At 41.7% G+C, this 15,904-nt stretch carries 13 protein-coding genes and 1 tRNA gene; 10 read left to right on the top strand and 4 right to left on the bottom strand.

What is annotated here, in order from left to right; all coding sequences use genetic code 11:
• The first annotated feature begins 204 nt into the window (after nt 1-204).
• The gene (nadA, locus tag AABI99_RS15155; RefSeq protein WP_338366923.1) at nt 205-1,245 is read left to right on the top strand and encodes a quinolinate synthase NadA; all 1,041 of its coding nucleotides are present in this window, start codon (nt 205-207) and stop codon (nt 1,243-1,245) included.
• Nucleotides 1,246-1,409: 164 nt separating this feature from the next.
• Nucleotides 1,410-1,499 (top strand) — tRNA-Ser (locus tag AABI99_RS15150).
• A gap of 158 nt (nt 1,500-1,657) precedes the next feature.
• On the opposite strand, the gene AABI99_RS15145 is transcribed toward AABI99_RS15150, so the two are convergent.
• Genes AABI99_RS15145 through AABI99_RS15135 form a run of 3 tightly spaced genes read right to left on the bottom strand, consistent with a single transcriptional unit; the run spans nt 1,658 to nt 4,831 of the window.
• Nucleotides 1,658-2,725, bottom strand: coding sequence for an ABC transporter substrate-binding protein (locus AABI99_RS15145; protein ID WP_338366922.1), 1,068 nt, complete (start codon nt 2,723-2,725; stop codon nt 1,658-1,660).
• Nucleotides 2,722-4,167, bottom strand: coding sequence for a sensor histidine kinase (locus AABI99_RS15140; protein WP_338366921.1), 1,446 nt, complete (start codon nt 4,165-4,167; stop codon nt 2,722-2,724). Before AABI99_RS15140 ends, AABI99_RS15145 begins: the two co-directional genes overlap by 4 nt.
• Nucleotides 4,160-4,831, bottom strand: a complete 672-nt coding sequence (locus AABI99_RS15135) for a response regulator transcription factor (RefSeq protein WP_338366920.1) — start codon at nt 4,829-4,831, stop codon at nt 4,160-4,162. Before AABI99_RS15135 ends, AABI99_RS15140 begins: the two co-directional genes overlap by 8 nt.
• A gap of 279 nt (nt 4,832-5,110) precedes the next feature.
• Between AABI99_RS15135 and AABI99_RS15130 the strand changes: the two genes are divergently transcribed.
• From AABI99_RS15130 to AABI99_RS15105, 6 genes are all read left to right on the top strand, one after another.
• The gene (locus AABI99_RS15130; RefSeq protein ID WP_338366919.1) at nt 5,111-6,436 is read left to right on the top strand and encodes an OprD family outer membrane porin; all 1,326 of its coding nucleotides are present in this window, start codon (nt 5,111-5,113) and stop codon (nt 6,434-6,436) included.
• A 189-nt stretch (nt 6,437-6,625) separates the two neighbouring features.
• Nucleotides 6,626-6,808 carry a hypothetical protein gene (locus AABI99_RS15125; protein ID WP_338366918.1) on the top strand — a complete coding sequence of 61 codons (183 nt, stop codon included), beginning with the start codon at nt 6,626-6,628 and terminating at the stop codon, nt 6,806-6,808.
• A 42-nt stretch (nt 6,809-6,850) separates the two neighbouring features.
• Nucleotides 6,851-7,954: a 4-oxalomesaconate tautomerase gene (locus AABI99_RS15120; protein ID WP_338366917.1), complete on the top strand. Its 1,104-nt coding sequence runs from the start codon at nt 6,851-6,853 to the stop codon at nt 7,952-7,954.
• Between the two features lie 332 nt (nt 7,955-8,286).
• Entirely contained in the window at nt 8,287-9,399 is a 1,113-nt protein-coding gene (locus tag AABI99_RS15115; RefSeq protein ID WP_338366916.1) for a tripartite tricarboxylate transporter substrate-binding protein, read from the top strand.
• A gap of 73 nt (nt 9,400-9,472) precedes the next feature.
• Nucleotides 9,473-11,461 carry a tripartite tricarboxylate transporter permease gene (locus AABI99_RS15110; RefSeq protein ID WP_338366915.1) on the top strand — a complete coding sequence of 663 codons (1,989 nt, stop codon included), beginning with the start codon at nt 9,473-9,475 and terminating at the stop codon, nt 11,459-11,461.
• Nucleotides 11,462-11,545: 84 nt separating this feature from the next.
• Nucleotides 11,546-12,409 carry a universal stress protein gene (locus AABI99_RS15105; RefSeq protein ID WP_338366914.1) on the top strand — a complete coding sequence of 288 codons (864 nt, stop codon included), beginning with the start codon at nt 11,546-11,548 and terminating at the stop codon, nt 12,407-12,409.
• Between the two features lie 145 nt (nt 12,410-12,554).
• Here the strand turns inward: AABI99_RS15105 and AABI99_RS15100 are convergent, their stop codons facing one another.
• Complete coding sequence (locus AABI99_RS15100; protein WP_338366913.1) at nt 12,555-12,947, bottom strand: DUF2750 domain-containing protein; 393 nt, start codon at nt 12,945-12,947, stop codon at nt 12,555-12,557.
• A 226-nt stretch (nt 12,948-13,173) separates the two neighbouring features.
• On the opposite strand from AABI99_RS15100, the gene AABI99_RS15095 reads away from it, so the two are divergent.
• The gene (locus tag AABI99_RS15095; protein WP_338366912.1) at nt 13,174-14,217 is read left to right on the top strand and encodes an alkene reductase; all 1,044 of its coding nucleotides are present in this window, start codon (nt 13,174-13,176) and stop codon (nt 14,215-14,217) included.
• A 196-nt stretch (nt 14,218-14,413) separates the two neighbouring features.
• Nucleotides 14,414-15,904, top strand: a 1,491-nt coding sequence (locus tag AABI99_RS15090; protein ID WP_338366911.1) for a TonB-dependent receptor plug domain-containing protein, incomplete at its 3' end; no start/stop codon positions are given.

The following is a 15,904-nucleotide window of genomic DNA, read 5'->3' as shown; positions in this document are numbered from 1 at the left end:
GAGCAGTGGACTTTTAATCCATTGGTCGATGGTTCAAGTCCATCATGACCCACCACTTCTAAAAATCTCAACATTATCCTTATTTTATTTAAATCAGTTTGTTATTTTTATTTATAAACAGCATGCCCAGATAGCTGTTATTTACCTGTGTATTCTCGTATAATTTGCCGTAATTAATGCACTGTAGATGAAGTGGTCGAGAACATGAGTCTAGCTCAAACTATTATGCCTGAAGGTTATATCTTTCCTCCTAAGCCAGCTCCGTTAACTAAAGACGAGCAAGGCGAATATAAAGCACGTATTAAGCAACTACTGCAAGACAAAAATGCAGTGCTTGTAGCCCATTACTACACCGATCCTGAGATTCAAGCTCTTGCTGAAGAAACAGGGGGCTGTGTTGCCGACTCATTAGAAATGGCACGTTTTGGTGCTCGCCACGATGCCGACATGATCATCGTTGCAGGCGTACGTTTTATGGGTGAAACCGCTAAAATTTTAACGCCAAACAAAACAGTTGTTATGCCAACGCTAGAAGCTACTTGCTCACTAGACATTGGTTGTCCTATTGATGAATTTTCAGCGTTTTGCGATCAGCACCCAGATCGTAAAGTGGTGGTGTATGCAAACACCTCTACCGCAGTTAAAGCCCGTGCAGATTGGATTGTAACCTCATCGTGCGCGCTTGAAATTGTAGAGCACCTAGATGAGCAAGGCGAAAAAATTATTTGGGGCCCAGATAAACACCTAGGTAGTTACATTCAAAAAAATACTGGCGCCGATATGATCATGTGGAACGGCGCATGTATTGTACACGATGAATTTAAAACAAAAGCGCTTAAAGATATGAAAGCGCTACACCCTGATGCAGGTGTATTGGTGCACCCTGAGTCACCTGCAGAAATAGTGGCACTGGCAGATGCGGTTGGCTCAACTAGCCAACTAATAAAAGCGGCGCAAACAATGGATAAAGAAAAATTTATTGTAGCGACAGACCGCGGTATTTTTTACAAAATGCAGCAACTATGCCCAGAAAAAGAATTTTTTGCAGCCCCAACAGCCGGTGAAGGCGCATCATGTAAAAGTTGTGCGAATTGTCCGTGGATGGCAATGAATGGCTTAAAAGCGATTGAAGAAGCGCTATTAGACCCACGCGGTAAAGAAGTATTTGTAGATATGGGCTTACGCGAAGGTGCACTTAAGTCACTTAACCGCATGTTAGACTTTACAGCCAACATGGCTAAGTAAATAACACTGTGTAAAAACGGCTAAACCTTGTGGTTTAGCCGTTTTTTTATGCCTAAAGTAAATTGCTGATTGATTATTAGACACTTAACAACACAAACTTAAAAATGCCTTGCACCTATGTATCCTATTTCATACTATAACGCGCTGTTGCACTGCAACACTCTGGAGAGATGGCTGAGTGGCTGAAGGCGCACGCCTGGAAAGTGTGTTTAGGTTAATCCCTAACGAGGGTTCGAATCCCTCTCTCTCCACCATTATTCTTAAACCCAGTTATTGAATATCAATAACTGGGTTTTTTAATGCCCGTTGTCCAAACCTTTATTATTGGCAAGTAGGCATGAATTTAGTGCGTAATCTCAATCAGCCCTTAACGTCGCTCCTTCAAATGAGTGACATGGTTTAAGCCCCTAATTTATTGGTACTCAAATAACGCGTTTTCCCATTCTTGAATGATTATTTGGCGCTTCATCTGATCGTCTATCACTAATATTTCTATGCCAAGGGGGACGGGGCGAAGCTGACCTTCTGATATATCAAGTAAGTGTCTTTGTTTTGTTCTTACTTCGTTATTTATTGGCTCAAAGTTAGTAAAGTTGGCCATGTCTGTTTGTCCGTGTGCCGATACCAAATAGTCTACAAATTGTTGTGCGCCAATGACATTTTTAGCATGTTTAGGGATAATGGCGCTGCGCATTATTACAGATGTGTAGTCTTTAGGTTGCACCACAATAATATTGGGATGCTGCGCCGCCCATGTGCGCGCATAAGAGCTTAATATGTTATAGCCAACACTGAGCTCGCCCGTTGAAAGTGCCTTGAGTATGTCGGCGCTGCGTCTAAATACACGTGTGCTGTGATAGCCGAACGATTCAAGCATTCGGCCATAGCTTGAGCTTTGCTCGCGGTCATGAGCCCACAGCAAATAACCTATACCCACCTGAGTAATATCGTAAATGCCAATGCGGCCTTTAATTTGCTCACTTCGCCTACGAATTAGCTCTAATAATTCGTTGCGGCTACTTGGTGCGGCCTCTTCGCCTAAAAATTCTTTATTAAATGCAATTACTGCGGTTTCATAGGTAAAGCCAAATACTTCATTTCGCCATTTGGCCCAAGCAGGAAGCTTATTTGTTTGCTCAGAGCTGTAAGGTTGTGCGTAACCGTCGTTAACTAACTTTACCTGCAAGTTCATTGCTGAACTTAATAATACGTCGGGCGGGTTTTTAACGTCGGCTAAAAATTCGCTATATACTTCAAAAGTACTCAGCTCGTAGTAGTCAATTTGTACCGATGGGTATTTTTTTTGAAAGGCCGATAAAAAAGGGGCAATTTCCATTTTATCGGCGCCGCCATATATTTTAAGTACGGATTTATTTTCGCTTTGTGCCGGAAATACTAAAGGGGGTTTTGCAGCAACGAATGGCGAGCCTACAAAGCACGTAAAAACAACGGCAGTGTAAATCAGCGATAAAAGTTTCAATGTTCGTCCTCGGTCAGCATGAGCGGAAAGTTTATTTCAAAAATAAGCCCAGACGGGCTGTTATCTAGCAGCTTAATAGCAGCGTTATGATGCTCCGCGACCTCTTTTGCAATGCTTAAGCCTAAGCCACTGCCGGCACGAGGATCGCCTTTACTTTTGTAAAACCGCTCAAACACATGTTGTTTTTGCGCATCGGGCACACCTACGCCTTGATCAGCCACGCATAATCGGGCTATGTAACCACTGTCTGTACTGTGAAGCTCGGTAGACACATTTACTTCTTTATTTTGCGGGCTAAATTTAATCGCGTTTTCTAAAATGTTGCGTAGCATTTGGCTAAGTGCAAATGAGTCACCATTAATCATTAAGTTATCATCACCTTGGTAGGTAATGATCACGCCGCGTTGAATTGCCGATACCGCAACATCTCTACACACAGATTTAACCAACTCAGGCAACGAGAGTGTGATTAATGGCTGGCTATGAAAACGGTGCGCAAGAGTGGCTTGGTTTAACAGTTGCGTAACGGTGCTGTCGAGTAAATCTGTTGAATATAAAACACGATTTAGCTGCTCTGTTCTTATTTTTTCATCGTTTTCTTCAATGGCATTTTGCGCTTGGCTTTTAAGGCCTGCAAGGGGCGTTCTTATTTGGTGGGCCACTTCGCCGGTAAAGCGTTTTAAATGGTTTAGCGAGACTTCTAATTGCGATATAAAATGGTTAATGGTTGACACTAAATCGGCCATTTCTTTAGGGACCGACATATCAATAGGGCGTAAATCGGTTGGAGAGCGTTTTCGTATTTTTTTATTTATGCTGTAAATAGGGCGCAGTATTTGGTTTACGCCTATTAATATAAGCACAATTGCAATGATAAAAGTGAGTATAACCATTTGAATTACATTTAAATTCATTTCGTAGGCGAGCTGATCGCGAGCTTGAGTGGTTTGGCCTATTAAAATATTTATATCAAACGATTCCCCCACTTCGTAAAGTTTATCTGAGAGTAAAATAAAGCGGTAGTTTTCGCCTTTGTACTCACCCTCCCAAAATTGAATAAGTAAGTTATCTCGCGGATCATACTCTACACGTTGCCAGTTTTTAGCAGCCTTTTTTAAAATATGTTGGTATAAGCCTTCGTAGCCGGTTAAGTGCTCACCCTGATTTTGTGTAATTTGATACACCAACCTGTCGTTTGAGGCCATAGAGAGGGTTTCAAATGTAGCGCTGGGTAAATCAACAATAATTTCGTGGTAATCAATGTGGGTATTTTCAAAAATTTGTAAAGCAGCACTGGCAAGTAGCCTATCGTATGAAATTTGGGCGGCGTTTTTACTGTAATTATTAGCCATAAAGTAGGTAATAAGTGTAATTATAACCATTAAAGCAATGGTTATTGTAAGCAGCTGTCGGCGAATTGAGGGGAGGGTTTTGCTACTCATTACACTCTGCTAAAAGGTAGCCTAAACCACGCAGTGTTTTTATATCAACACTGCTATTTACCAGCTTTTTACGAAGCCTTGCTACGTAGGTTTCTATGGCGTTGGGGCTAGGGGAGTCGTCAAACGAATATAAGTGATCGAGTAACTCATCTTTATTAAGCACTTTACCTTGATGCGTTAAAAATATTTCTAGCAACCTAAATTCTCGTTGTTTTAAGTCAATAAGTTCTTTAGCAATAGTGACCGTGCATGATTTTCGGTCAAAATCGAGGTTGCCATAACTTATAATGTCTTTACCTAGGCCTTGGTTACGCCTAAGTAGGGCGCGGCAACGGGCTTCTAATTCGCCAAAATCAAAGGGTTTAGTGAGGTAGTCGTCGGCGCCTAAGTCGAGTAATTCTATGCGGTGCTCTACTTGAGCGCGTGCCGTTAAAATTAATACCGGCGTATTTGATGAGCGAGCCCTGAGCTTTTTTAATATTTGCTCACCGTTTAAATTAGGCAAGTTTAAATCAAGTAAAATAAGGTCGTACTCATGGCGTTTTAACAGCGAATTAGCCACGTCACCACTGGTTACCAGGTCTATGCCTTGGCCCATTTTGGTAAAGCGTTGACAAATTGCTTCTCCTAATACTTCATCGTCTTCGACTGCTAAAATTCTCATTAAGCGCACCTGTAAAGTCGCAATTAAAAAATATAATTTTAAGTTGTGCAAGACACTAAACAATTACTGAAGCGTTTACAATACGCAAATACCTTCGTTTATAGCAAGTTAAGCTATAGTTTTAATTTAATAGCCAAAAAATACAACTGCCTAAAATGTAATTATCTTGTGACAGGTTTGTGACAGGTTTGTCATGTAAATTGCAACATGAATAAACTGATACACACTACACACTACACACAACTATAAATTTAATTAAACAAGGTAGCGGAGACAACTATGGCTCAACGGTTCTCTAAAATATTTGCTGTAACAGGCGCAGTATTAACTTGTGTTTCTATTCCTTCGTATGCTTCTTTTAATGGGCTTACAGAGCAAGACGAATTTAATATTAAGCTAAGGTCAATTTACTTTGATCGCGATTACGATAACGACGCCAGCGACGACTCAACGTTTGCACAAGGTATAGAGCTTAATTATCAATCGGGCTATTTTAATGATTTAATTAGCATAGGGGCCTCTACTTATACTGTATTAAATTACAATTCTACCGGCAGCGCACAAAATAATATTTTACCTGCAGGGGATGAAAAAGGCGGTGTTGACGATAGTTTTTCTAAGTTTGGCCAATATTTTATCGACTTTAAATTAGGCGATAATGGCCATGTAAAAATAGGCGGGCAAAAAACCAAAAGCATGTTGTTAAAAAGCTCAGGTAGCCGCGCAATTCCAAATACGTTTAGAGGCGTATTTGGTGACTACACGTTTGGTAATACCAAAGTATATGGTTACGCCTACGATAAATGGAGCCGCCGCCACGACGACAAGTGGGAAGATTTTTCTACCGACCAGTCTGACAAAGGTGCAATTAGTGTTATTTGGGGTGTGGGCGCAAGCTACAAAAAAGACGCGCTAAAAATAGACGCAGAGTATTTAAATTCTCATGACTACTTATCAAAGTTTGGACTTAAAGGCAGCTACGCGATTAAGCTCGACCAAAGTAAGTTAACCCTTTCAAGCGGCGTATTTACCTCACAAGACGATGGCGATTTATTTGTAACCGGCGCAGAAGGTGGCGATTTAGATGACGAAGATGCACTAGGTGCAATCCCTGGCGTTACTAAAAGTGAAAATGATGGTTTTGCCTACTACCTAGATGCGAATTGGAAAAAAGATATTTGGACACTAGGCGCCGCATTTACCAAAGTGAATGATGCCTGGATTGAAGATAATTTTAGTGGCGATCATGGGACTAACCCGTTTCCCACGCGCTCACTCATCGGTGCCGATTTAACAAACCAAAATGAGTCAACTTGGCAGGCTCGCTTAGGTGTTGACCTAAAAGCAGTGGCACCCGGTTTAACTACAAAATTTTATTACACCAGCGGCAGCGATGCAGAAAATTCAAGCTTAGGTAAAGCAGGTGGCACAGCCGATGAAAAATACTGGGCTATTGATACACGCTACAAAGTAGCGGCTGTAAAAGGCTTAAGCCTACGATGGTTATTTTTAGATTACACCACAGATGAAACCGGCAGTGTTGATGGTGTAAAAGGAGATAGAGCAGATCACCGTGTATATGTAGATTACACTATTAAGTTTTAAACGCCCATTCGATTGGCTTTTAACGCGCAGCATGAAAATGCTGCGCGTTTTTTAATGTCTAAAAGTTATTTTTTAATCAATTTTTATTTCGTGACAGGTTAGTGACAGTTTGGCTGCTTAATCTTAAAAAAAGGGCAACGTTTTGATAACGACGTTACTTGTTTTTAATTGCATTGAAAGGGCGAAACGATGAACTCAACACACACTACACCACAGTTAAAACCTGCGCCGAGAGCCATCCACTTTCGTGCAAATAGCCACCAAACAGCCACGGCTGCTAGTGCAACAAGTAATACTAATTTTGCCCCTCAATCTTTGCAAAGTAAGCAAGAGCAAGTGCAAGAGTGCGTGGTTATTTTAAGTAATAACTAACCCGTTACTGCTCATTTAAATTGATTTAGAAGCTGGATTATTATGACTATTCAAAAAAAAATACCTTGTGTCATTATGCGCGGCGGAACGTCTCGCGGGACTTATTTTTTAGCCAACGATTTACCGAGAGAGTGGGATAAACGCAAAGAAATTTTAACGGCAGCAATGGGTTCAGGCGATCCACTGCAAGTAAACGGTGTTGGTGGAGGAAACTCACTAACCAGTAAAGCGGCCATTATTTCACGCTCAACCGACCCCGATGCAGACATTGATTACTTATTTGCGCAAGTTGCTATTGAGCAAAATGAGGTAGATATAACCCCTTCATGCGGTAATATTTTATCAGGTGCAGCACCTCTAGCAATTGAATACGGATTGGTTACTGCCAACGACGGTGAAACAACGGTACGGGTTAAAAATGTAAATACCAATACCCTGATTGAAGTTGTGGTACAAACGCCTAACGGCTTTGTAGAGTACGAAGGCGATGCCACCATTGATGGCGTACCAGGCTCGGGTGCACCTATTTTACTTAAGTTTTTTGATGTGTGTGGCACAAAAACCGGTAAATTACTGCCTACTGGCTCTGTACGCGATACCTTTGATGGCGTAGAGGTAAGTTGTGTAGATGCTGCCATGCCAATGGTACTAATACCGGCACCATCATTGGGTGTAAAAGGCTCTGAAACTAAACAAGAGCTTGATGCAAATACAGAGTTACTGCAAAAAATAGAAAGCATTCGCCTGCAGGCGTCACTAAAAATGGGCCTTGGCGATGCCACCGGAAAAGTCATTCCTAAAGTCGGCCTACTGTCGGTGCCGCAATTTGGCGGTACGATAACTTCGCGCTACTTTGTGCCGCAAAATTGCCATACCAGCCATTCTGTAACGGGGGCAATTTGCGTGAGTGTTAGTTGCATGTTACCAGGCAGTGTGGCGTACGACTTAATTACGCCACAAAGCTCAGAGCAGCAAAATATAGTGGTTGAACACCCAAGCGGTAAAATAGATTTACTCCTTGAGGGGCGCTTTGAAAACGACACCCTAGATATAAAATCGGCGGGGTTAATGCGCACAGCCAGAATGTTATTTAAAGGTGAAGTACACATACCTGCAAAAGTATGGGATGAGAGCAAGATAGCTTAACTTATTCCAATGGGCAAAATAGCTTACTTAATTAAGCGAATTGGTGTTAAGCCTTAGTAAACCAACCGAAAATGCGATAGCAGATTGTCTGTTATCGCTTTTTTTATGCTTAAAATACATTAATTCAAGTTTGTTTTCATTTAAAAACAATGCCTTATAAATAATTCTAAATTAATCGCTAGTTTGGCATCGATGACAGGTAGATGACAGTTTCGGCTATTAGTCTAACTGCTGTTAACTTCTTTTAACGAAATACTTTCATCTACGTAATAGATGCAATGACGTTATTAGGAGGTGTTTAAATAATTGCAGCGAATGACAGAGGTCAAATTATGAAGATTAAATTAAGTACTTTTGCACCTAATCGACTAAAAGCAATGCTTGTAGCGGTAGCAGCAAGCACCTGTATCAGCTCAGCTTATGCAAATAATAACGATGAAGTAAGCTTTGATGGTGAGCGAGTAGAGTGGGTTGTGCCTTTTAAAGAAGGTGGCGGCTCTGACACATGGGCACGTTTTTTTGGTCCGCGTTTTTCTCAGCATTTAAATGGTAAACCTGTGGTTGTGGTTAAAAACATACCAGGTGGTGGCTCTACCAAGGGCGCTAACCGCTTTGAGCGCCGCGCTAAAGCAAATGGTTTAAATGTATTTAGTACTTCTGCCTCTACACAAATCCCTTACTTACTTGGCGACTCACGCGTTAGATACGACGTAAAGCGTTGGAACGTAATTATGGCCACACCGACTGGTGCGGTGGTATATGTGCGCCCTGAGCTGGGTATTAAAAACGCATCAGAGCTTGCCAAATTGCAGGGTCAAAAACTTAAATTTGGTAGCCAACGCGCCGCGTCAATGGACTTAGTTGGGTTATTAGCCTTCGATATGCTTGATTTAGACATTCATGCCATTTTTGGTATGAAAGGCCGTGGCAGCGCGCGCTTATCGTTCGAGCGTGGCGAGGTAGATATCGACTTTCAAACTACCTCTGCCTACTTAAAAAAAGTACAGCCGCTAGTTGATGAAGGTAAAGCGATTCCGCTTATGTCGTTCGGTGTACTTAATAAAGAAGGCAAAATTGTACGCGACCCAACGTTTCCTGACTTACCCCACGTAGGCGAAGTATACGAAATGATCCACGGTAAAAAGCCAACAGGCGTTGAATACAACGTATGGAAAACCTTTTTTGTAGCGGGCTTTGCAGCGCAAAAAGGCCTGTTTTTACCAAAAGGCACACCTGATGACGTTATTGCATCTTGGCGCAATGCAGCACAACGCGTCATTGATCAAGACAACTTTAAAGAAGAGTCTGAATTAGTACTTGGCCAATACCCACAACTTGTAAACGAAGATGCAGTAAACACACTGAGCTCAGCACTGACAATTTCTGAAACTGACAAACAATGGGTAAGAAATTACCTAACCGAAAACTACAACGCGCGTTTTTAAAACCCATGTTGATTTGTTGTACACACAGTGGCTCGCATTTAGTGAGCCACTTTTTTAATCTAAGGAGAGCAGTATGTTAGATGCATTTTTAATTGCGCTACAAACTATTCTTACCCCCACACACTTAATGTATTTATGCGGCGGCGTTTTTTTAGGCTTGCTGATTGGTATTTTTCCGGGTTTAGGCGGTATAGCGGGTTTATCGTTATTATTGCCATTTTTATATGGTATGGACCCCATCTCAGCGCTTGCTATGCTTATTGGCCTAGTGGCGGTTATTCCAACCTCTGACACCTTCACCTCTGTATTAATGGGTATTCCAGGCTCCAGTGGCTCACAAGCCACAGTGCTTGACGGTTTCCCATTGTCTAAAAAGGGCCAAGCAGCCCGTGCGCTTTCAGCTGCGTTTGCTTCGTCATTATTTGGTGGCCTTTTTGGCGCAATTATTTTAACACTGTTTGTACTGATTGCCCGCCCCGTTATTTTAGCGTTTGGCTCGGCCGAATTATTTATGCTTACTTTGCTAGGTTTAAGCATGGTGGGTGTATTGGCCGGTAACAGCTTAGTAAAAGGCTTAAGCGCATGTGGCTTAGGTTTATGTTTAGGCTCACTTGGCGGTGCACCTGCAACCGGTGAATACCGCATGGTATTTGATAACGGTTACCTTATGGACGGGCTTCCATTAGTGGTTGTTGGTTTAGGTATATTTGCATTACCAGAAATTATCGATTTACTGCGTCAAAACCGCTCTATTTCAGAAGCCTCTGAGCTAGGTAGAGGCTGGTTTGAAGGTGTTAAAGATGTTATTAAAAATAAATGGCTAGCTACACGTTGTGCTGCTATTGGCTGTGTTGTTGGCGCATTACCTGGGTTAGGTGGCAGCGTAGTTGATTGGATCTCTTATGGGCACGCGGTGCAAACCTCTAAAGACACCGAAAACTTTGGTAAAGGCGACATACGCGGTGTTATTGCACCCGAATCATCAAATAATGCTAAAGAAGGCGGTGGCTTAATTCCTACCTTATTATTTGGTATTCCTGGCTCTGGCAGCATGGCTGTATTTTTAGGTGGCATGGTGCTTATTGGCCTAGAGCCAGGTCCTGCGATGATCACCACCGACCTTGATGTGACTTACACCATTGTATGGTCACTGGCACTGGCTAACGTTATTGGCGCGGGCGCGTGTTTACTTATTTCTAAGTGGGTTGCAAAAGTAACCACAATTCCTTATACGCTTATGGCACCTTTTATGGTTATGGTGATCTTTTTTGCTGCGTTTCAGGCAACCCGTGATTTAGGTGATTTAGTTGCATTGATAGGCATTGGTATTTTAGGTGTATTTATGAAGCGCTTTGGTTGGCCACGACCTGCATTTTTGATTGGTTTTGTACTAGCAAGCGGCATGGAAACTTACCTTTATCAAGCTATTCAGTTTGACGGTATTGAATTTTTACTTAAGCCGGGCGTTATTATTATTGGTGTATTAACTGTGTTGTCTATTTTCTTTGCTGCACGTCATTCAATCAAAGCTGCTAAAAAAGAAAAAGCCAATAAAAATACAGCTAATGCTGAGCTAAAACCAACTAATCTTAAACCACAAATCGCATTTTCTGGCTTTATTTGTTTGGTGTTTGCATACGGTTTGTATGACTCATTCCAACGCACATTTTTAGGCGGTGTTTTTCCTGCTGTGGTGTGCTCGTTCATGCTAATACTCTCAGGCGTTGTGCTTATAAAGCTTTTACTAAATAAAGTAGATGACGCGGTAAATTACGATAATGAGGTTTCTGCAGGGTATATAAACGACTCAAGCGTAACTGGCCTTTGGCATTATGTATTTTGGTTATGTGGTTTATTAGCAGGGTGCTTTTTGGTGGGGTATGTGATTTCGATTGCGTTGTTTTTCATTATCTTTTTACTGGTAAAAGCACGTATTTCGATTGCAAGAACACTCACACTCACGGTATGTGCATTGGCATTTTTACTCACTTTATCCCACTTAATGGTATTAGATTTACCAAGCGGATACCTACAAGAGGTGGCAAGTTTTACGCAGCTATAAATATCGCAGTGCTAAACGCAATATTTTGCGCTTAGCACTGTTTATTAATGCGCTAAAAGGCACAGGCTTAATAAGGATAAAATTATGATTTCACCTAAGCTTATTTTAATGCCGCTTTCTACAAGTGGGCATGTAACAGAGCGCTTAAAAGGGGGCTTAGCCGTTGCTAAGTATTTTAATGCGCATCTTGATGTTTATCACACGCACTTAGACCCAAAACGTTTTTTACCAACCGGGCAGCTTGGCTTGCCAACTAAATTAGTACAAGAGCTAGACTCTGTGGCGGGGCGCTTTGCGACAACCGAATCGGCAAATTTAAAAGCTGAATTTATTGATTTATGCACACAGCTACAGGTTAAATACAGCGACGATAGCGCCGAGCAACCCATGCACCCAAGCGCTTCATGGCATATTAACATAGGTGTGCGCAGCGAGATAATTGCAGAGCAAGGTAAGGTTGCTGATTTAATTATTATTCCGCAGTCTAAAAGTGGTAAATCAACTTCGACCTTTGAAGCATCGGTTATGCGAAGCGGTAAACCAATATTACTGGTACCACGGCAAATGACTCACTTTGATATAAAAACAGTGGTAATTGGTTGGAACGCCAGTACAGAGGCATCGCGTGCGCTTAACTACAGCCTACCATTATTGAAACAAGCTGAAAAAGTGGTTATTTGTACCAGCGCCGGTAGCGCTGATAAAATGCCAAATGGCCATGAAGTGGTTAAATATTTAGCCCAGCACGATATTAAAAGTGAGTTTGTAACATTTAATAATGGCAGGCAATCAACATCAAAAGCGTTTATGTCGGTAGCACAAATGCACAATGCAGACTTAGTGGTGATGGGTGCATTTACACACAGGCGTATTCATGAGCAAATTTTTGGCGGTATGACTAACTACATGCTAGCAAATACCACCTTGCCAATACTTATGGCGCGATAACACTCAAAGCTAAAAAACTAAATTTTACCCAAAAGCCGATATTTACATTCAATATCGGCTTTTTTATTTTTAGTGACTCTAAAGCTTATTGAGCTTTTGGGATAAGTAATGTTAGTGCGCAAATAAAAAACGTGATGCTGGCTATTTAATACTTTCTCTTTTTAGGAATTCTTAACTGGCTTTCAAATTCATCAGGAAACAGCACCGTGCCGTCGTCATCTTCGGTAGGGAACACCGCAATCAGTAGGTCGTCTTCTTCAAGGCCGGGTGTCCAGCGACTAAACCAATCTTTAGTAGGAATAGCTTTAGGTGTACAGCCTTCCCATTCGCCCGTGGCCCAGGCTTGTGCAAAATCGCGGGTTGGCCACACGGGTACACAGTCGTCATCTTCGTTGGCAAGCATTACACAGCCATCATCGTCGTTTAAAATCCATACTTGTTTGTATTGCTTTACGGTTTCAAACATAAAAGCGAGTCGTTTTTTTGCCCCTAGCCCTAAAATTACGGTTTGTTCTTCAGTTGCATTTGCAGTTGTCATAATTGGCTCACTCTTAATTGCTTCAAATTTAAATTTTACTGTTATCAGTATATCGAGTTATATGACAGAGTGTTGAAAAGTTATTATTTAATTTCATCCTTGCAGATCTAATTTTAAGATTGAACAGTATAAGTTCCCATAAATTTGAGCGATCATTCAAAATTACCCTTGAATGTTATTAAAAAAGCCGCATCTCATATGCATACTCTTAATGAAGGATTTAACAATGACCACAGATTTACTGGCTCCGTATAAACTAAATGACACACTTGAACTTAAAAACCGTGTACTTATGGCGCCCTTAACCCGTTGTATGGCTGATGATAATTTAGTACCCACACAAGACATGGTTGAATATTATGCGCGCCGTGCCGATGCCGGTTTAATTATCAGCGAAGCCACGATTATTCGCCCAGATGCGCAGGGCTACCCAAATACTCCAGGGTTATTTACTAGCGAGCAAATTCAAGGTTGGAAAAAAGTAACTGACGCCGTGCATGCAAACGGCGGAAAAATGTTTGCCCAGCTTTGGCATGTTGGCCGTGTTGCTCATCCTCACTTTTTTGACGGCGACGTATTAGCGCCATCGGCAATTGGTGTTGAAGGCACGGTACCACGTATGCGTGAGCTGACGTACATTACCCCAAAAGCAGCCACAAAAGAAGACATCAACTCGCTAATAGCCGACTTTGCTAAAGCGGCCGAAAACGCCATTGAAGCGGGCTTTGATGGGGTAGAAATTCACGGCGCTAATGGTTATTTAATTGATCAGTTTTTGCATTACGCTGCCAATGAGCGCACAGATGAATACGGCCAAACACCTGAAAATATGGCGCGTTTTGCAATAGAAGTGACCGATGCGGTTATTAATGCAGTAGGTAATGAGCGTACTGCAATTAGGCTCTCGCCAGGTGCTTATTTTAATATGGAAGAAGATAAGCGTGATAAAGCGGTATTTGATTACTTATTACCACAGCTAGATGAGAAAAAACTGGCTTATATTCATGGTGGCATTTTTGATGACAGCACACAATTTGAGTCATTAGAGGGCAAAACAACCTCGCAGTATTTGCGTGCAAACACTAAAACCAGCCTAGTGGGCGTAGGCAGCTATAGTTTTGATGATGCAAAACAAGCAATAAACAACGATAAGTTTGATTTAATTGCGATTGGTCGCCCATTTATTGCCAACCCTGATTACATTAGCAAAGTGGCTAATAATGAAGAGCTTGTTGCTTATAGTGACGAAATGTTAGCTAAACTATTCTAATTAATTAGTGTTTATATATAAATCAGCCTAGGTGTTTGTACTTAGGCTGACTTACAAATGACATAGCAAAGCCATAAAAGTCCCACAATTTTTTAACACCTCTGTCAATAAACTTCATTTTTGTTGTAATAATTTAAAATCATACTGTGCCCGCTTTCATAATTACTTTAGATAATTAAAACCAAACGGGACAACAATGTACGCTTTAACCAATAAATCGATTTTGAGCATAGCAATTGCTATGGCTGTATCAACGTCAGCTTATGCTAACGACAACCAAATAGAAGAAATAACCGTTACTGCAAAACCAACCAGTTACGCAAATAATGTGATTGAGCCTGCCATGCTTGATCAACAAACAACGGTGTCGAGTGTGTTATCGGTTATCGATAACTTACCTGGCATTAGCATAAATGAAGGCGATGCATTTGGTGGCGATGACTGGTCTACCACAATTACTATGCGTGGTTTTAGTATTGACTCAAACCAGCAGCAATTAGGGATGACCGTTGATGGTATTCCTAACGGTGGCTCAAACTATGGTGGTGGCGCTAAAGCAAACCGTTACCTAGATACCGAAAACCTAGCTACAGTAGAAGTAGGCCAAGGTACTTCAGATATTAAATCGGCCTCACTTGAAGCGCTAGGCGGTACATTTAATTTTGTAAGTAAAGCGCCAAGCCTTGATAAAAGTACCACTTTTGCTTACACCTCAGGTAGCCACGATGCGACCCGTTATTACGTTAAGCACGAAACCGGTACTATTTTTGATAATACACAAGCGTATGTAAGCTATTCACAAACCGATACTAGCCGTTGGATTGGCTCGGGTAGCAACGGCGGAAAAGATAACCAACACGCAGAGCTTAAATTTGTAACAACGCTTACAGATTTAACCATGACAGGGCGTTTATCTTACGATGATGTAAGCGAGACTAATTATAATAGTGTAAGCCTTGCACAATTTGAGCAAACGCCAGAGTGGGATCAGCTAACGTGGAACTGGACCGGCGTTCCACATTACGACCAAATGTTTGCCGAGGGCTGGGGTACACTGCGTGAAAATACGTTAGCGTATTTAAAGTTTGAATATGCGCTTTCGCCAACATCGCTTATTACAGTGAGCCCTTATTATCATAATAACTCGGGCCGTGGCGATTGGATCCCACCGTATTTAACAACTCCAGTAGATGAAAACGGCAACCCAACTACAGAGGGCGGCACTAACGCAGGCTCTTACGGTTTTGTAGATAGCGCAGGTAACGCACTGGCACCAAACGAAGGCTGTACGGCAAGTTTAAGCTGGCCGTGGGAGTCGGGCCCTGGTTTAAACCCAGCATGTTATGATGATACGGCAATACCTGTTATGTCGTATCGTCATACGCATTACAAAAAAGACCGCTTAGGGGTTACTGCAAATTACCAAGCTACGTTTGGCATGCACGATATAGAAGCCGGTTTTTGGTATGAGCAAAGCGACCGTGATGAGTCTCGCGATTGGCACAAAGTGATTAATGCCAGTATTTATCATCACTTTGATAGCACACCATACTGGACCCAGTATAAAAACACCTTTGAGACCGACACCCTTAAATGGTACGCGCAAGATTCAATGGCACTTGGCGATTTTATGCTTAACCTAGGTGTTAAAAAGTACCTAGTGGATATTGAAAAGTACGACCACTAC

Source organism: uncultured Pseudoalteromonas sp. (genome assembly GCF_963922945.1).
In the GTDB taxonomy this organism is placed as follows: domain Bacteria; phylum Pseudomonadota; class Gammaproteobacteria; order Enterobacterales; family Alteromonadaceae; genus Pseudoalteromonas.
Note: the sequence above shows the minus strand (reverse complement) of the source record. Positions and strands in the feature narration are given on the sequence as shown.

Excerpts from the sequence above, each read along its gene's own strand:
- AABI99_RS15120 (WP_338366917.1), top strand. The coding sequence starts at position 6,851 with ATGACTATTCAAAAAAAAATACCTTGTGTCATTATGCGCGGCGGAACG.
- AABI99_RS15130 (WP_338366919.1), top strand. The coding sequence starts at position 5,111 with ATGGCTCAACGGTTCTCTAAAATATTTGCTGTAACAGGCGCAGTATTA.
- nadA (WP_338366923.1), top strand. The coding sequence starts at position 205 with ATGAGTCTAGCTCAAACTATTATGCCTGAAGGTTATATCTTTCCTCCT.
- AABI99_RS15135 (WP_338366920.1), bottom strand. The coding sequence starts at position 4,831 with ATGAGAATTTTAGCAGTCGAAGACGATGAAGTATTAGGAGAAGCAATT.
- AABI99_RS15095 (WP_338366912.1), top strand. The coding sequence starts at position 13,174 with ATGACCACAGATTTACTGGCTCCGTATAAACTAAATGACACACTTGAA.
- AABI99_RS15115 (WP_338366916.1), top strand. The coding sequence starts at position 8,287 with ATGAAGATTAAATTAAGTACTTTTGCACCTAATCGACTAAAAGCAATG.
- AABI99_RS15125 (WP_338366918.1), top strand. The coding sequence starts at position 6,626 with ATGAACTCAACACACACTACACCACAGTTAAAACCTGCGCCGAGAGCC.
- AABI99_RS15105 (WP_338366914.1), top strand. The coding sequence starts at position 11,546 with ATGATTTCACCTAAGCTTATTTTAATGCCGCTTTCTACAAGTGGGCAT.
- AABI99_RS15140 (WP_338366921.1), bottom strand. The coding sequence starts at position 4,167 with ATGAGTAGCAAAACCCTCCCCTCAATTCGCCGACAGCTGCTTACAATA.
- AABI99_RS15110 (WP_338366915.1), top strand. The coding sequence starts at position 9,473 with ATGTTAGATGCATTTTTAATTGCGCTACAAACTATTCTTACCCCCACA.
- AABI99_RS15100 (WP_338366913.1), bottom strand. The coding sequence starts at position 12,947 with ATGACAACTGCAAATGCAACTGAAGAACAAACCGTAATTTTAGGGCTA.